Here is a 3,361-nt window from a genome sequence, read left to right on the forward strand (position 1 = left end):
CCTCATTTTTTTCACAGTTTTACTAGCTTTTTCATTTTAGCCCTTTTTTCAGAGATTTGCAAAAGTGAGATGCACCCGTCTGTCCATCGCTCGTTGTCTGTCCATCGTCAAAATATCTCAAATGGCTTCAAAAAAACCGCTGTTGACAGGATGTTTCTTTATATCTTGCCCTTTTTGTCAAGTACAATTTATACCAAATTAGATGAGCTTACCCTGCGAATAAAGACGAAGCGATCGCATTAGGTATTGACCAAATTCGTCGTTATCACAGCGAAGCCCCAGAGTTATTCGTTCCCCAGATGATTTTTACCGCAACTGAAGCGATCGGCTTTTCCTATGGGGTAACGTGGAACATTGTTCGCCGTAATATTTTTAACTGGAAAGACGAACAAATCGGTCAACTAGAGGCAAAAATTAAAAGCTTCTGCCAACCTCTGTATATCCTCAAACTGCTGCAAAACTATATCCTTTTTGCCGAAAAAGAAGAAACTCTCCAAAAATTCATCCTCCATCAACACCAAACCACCGCCGTTGAAAAAGTTATTGAACGCTGTCTTGATCCTCAACGCAATAAGGGGCTTGTTTGGCACACTCAAGGCAGTGGTAAAACCTTCACTATGATCAAAACGGCAGAAATGCTCTTTAAAGCCCCAGAGAGCGATAAGCCGACGATTTTGCTAATGATCGATCGCAACGAACTCGAAGATCAAATGCTGAGAAACCTGGTTAATTTGGGGCTGAATAACGTTCAACACGCCAATCGCATCACGGCCCTCGTTAACCTCCTCGAAAACGACTATCGCGGCATCATCGTTTCCATGATCCACAAGTTCCGCGATCTGCCCGCCAATATTAACCTCAGAAAAAATATTTATATTCTGATTGACGAGGCGCACCGCACCACTGGCGGCGACTTAGGAACATTCCTAATGGCAGGACTCCCTAACGCCACCTTTGTCGGCTTCACAGGAACCCCCATTGATAAAACTAGCTACGGCAAAGGAACATTCAAAACATTTGGCACTGACGATGAGCAAGGGTATCTTCATAAATACTCTATTGCCGAAAGCATCGAAGACGGAACAACCTTGCCCTTGTACTACAACTTAGCCCCTAATGAAATGCTCGTGCCGACGCAAATCATGGACGAGGAATTTCTCAACTTAGCAGAAACCGAAGGCATTAGCGATATTACCGAACTGAATCGGATTTTAGATCGTGCGGTTAACTTGAAAAACTTCCTCAAAGGCGATAACAGAGTCGATCAAGTCGCCAAATATGTGGCAGAGCATTACACGCAAAACGTTGAACCCCTTGGTTATAAAGCCTTTTTAGTTGCTGTCGATCGTCCCGCCTGCGCTAAATATAAAAAAGCTTTAGACAAATACTTACCTCCCGAATATTCTGCAGTTGTCTATACCGGAAACAACAACGACACTGAAGAACTTAAAAACTACCACATTGACGAAAAAACCGAAAAACAAATCCGTAAGAACTTCGCCAGATTCGGAGAATATCCCAAAATTATAATTGTCACCGAGAAGCTGCTTACAGGCTATGATGCGCCATTACTCTACGCCATATATCTTGACAAACCCATGCGCGATCATACCTTGTTACAGGCGATCGCTCGTGTTAACCGCCCTTACGAAAGCGAAGCCCAAGAGATGGTTAAACCTCACGGCTTTGTCCTCGATTTTGTGGGCATATTGGACAAACTAGAAAAAGCCCTTGGTTTCGATAGTGAAGAAGTCAATGCCATCATCAAAAAATTGAACCTGCTCAAAACCTTATTTACCAACAAAATGGAGCAGCTAGCCCCAAATTATTTGAGCTTAATTCAACACAATTTTAACGATAAAGATGTAGATAACCTGATTGAGCATTTTCGAGAGCAAGAACGTAGAAAAGCGTTTTCCAAGATATATAAAGAGTTAGAAATGCTCTATGAAATCATCTCTCCCGATGCTTTTTTACGTCCTTATATGAGCGATTACGCAACCATTTCCTCTATTTATGAGGTAATACGCAAAGCTTATAGCCAAAGGGTTTACCTTGATAAAGCCTTTCAGCGCAAGACCGATGAACTTGTACAAAAATATATTGATACAACTGCGATCGCAACTGTAACAGATTTTGTCGAAATCAACGCTCAAACTTTGGAAGTCATCCAAGCTAAGCAGGGGGGAGAAACCATCAAAGTCATCAACCTCATCAAAAGTATCGAAAAAAGTGCCGAAGAAAACAGCGATGACCCCTTTCTAATCGCAATGGCAGAACGTGCTAAAACCGTTCAAGATAATTTTGAGAACCGCCAAATCAATACCCAAGAAGCCTTAGAGACACTGCTGGCAGAAATTAACCAAAATGAGCAACGCAAAAAAGAACAAGCAGAACGAGGTTTTGACAGTTTAAGCTTCTTCGTCTATCAAACCTTAGAAGAAGCTGGTATTAACAATCCCGAAAGCGTTAGTAGTCAGATCAAACAAGCTTTTATTGAACATCCCCATTGGCAAACCAGTGAGGCAGAATTAAGGGAATTGCGGAAAGAAGCTACCTTTGCAGTTTTTGCCGATAGCGATGATTTAGATCAGGTAACGGCTATTGTAGATAAGCTCTTTACGCTGCTGAGTCAAACCTATACAAAATAGTCCAGGACAAATCTAATGACAACTGCTATCTGCGACAAACCCAAATGGAAAGACACACAAGAATTTAGAACTGCTGTGTATGAATGGTGTGATCGTATTCAGGTCAAAGTCAAACAAATTCAACTCCGCCCTATGAAACAAAAATGGGCATCTATTTCTACTACAGGACGCTTAAGCCTTAACACTGAATTGCTAGAGTTACCAAAAGAACTAGGCGAGTTTGTGATAGTTCACGAACTGGTACATTTGCTCGTTCCCAATCACGGTAAGTTATTTAAGTGCTGTATATCTGCGTATCTTCCCAACTGGGAGGAATTAGAGAAACAATTGCCGAAAAAATCTATTAAATATGAGAATTAAAGCTTTAGATGATTTGGATACATTTGAAGGTGATATAGGATATATATTCAGCTAATTTAGATTAGGAAATATTTTATATTCATTAGCGAGGTATCGCTTTCTTCAAATCGAACTCTATCAGTTGGAGCGATGGCTCTTGAATTATCATTCAGACAGCTTTCTGAAACTCAAACATCTCTCCAAAAGGTAAAAAGCACCGACTACACCACCCATCCATCCACAACGCCGGAATCTTAAACCTGGCTTTGCAGTTAGGACACTCCGACAGCAAGCGTAATACCATTTTTTTAAAGATGTGATAGACTTATGTAAGAAGTAAAGGAGCCAATGAAAATGTCTGGTCGCCCCAA

The 3,361-nt window shown here is 41.1% G+C and carries 2 protein-coding genes; both read left to right on the plus strand.

Annotation, left to right across the window (positions count from 1 at the left end):
• Window positions 1-233 precede the first annotated feature (233 nt).
• Window positions 234-2,651, plus strand: a complete 2,418-nt coding sequence (locus tag QUA99_RS32445) for an HsdR family type I site-specific deoxyribonuclease (protein WP_333245619.1) — start codon at window positions 234-236, stop codon at window positions 2,649-2,651.
• 15 nt (window positions 2,652-2,666) lie between these two features.
• On the plus strand, window positions 2,667-3,011 hold the full coding sequence (locus QUA99_RS32450; RefSeq protein ID WP_333245616.1) for a M48 family metallopeptidase: 345 nt from the start codon (window positions 2,667-2,669) through the stop codon (window positions 3,009-3,011).
• The last annotated feature ends 350 nt before the right edge of the window (window positions 3,012-3,361 follow it).

It is taken from the genome of Microcoleus sp. F10-B2 (genome assembly GCF_036704965.1).
Lineage (GTDB): Bacteria > Cyanobacteriota > Cyanobacteriia > Cyanobacteriales > Microcoleaceae > Microcoleus.

Coding starts and splice junctions, on each gene's coding strand:
- QUA99_RS32450 (WP_333245616.1), top strand. CDS start 2,667: ATGACAACTGCTATCTGCGACAAACCCAAATGGAAAGACACACAAGAA.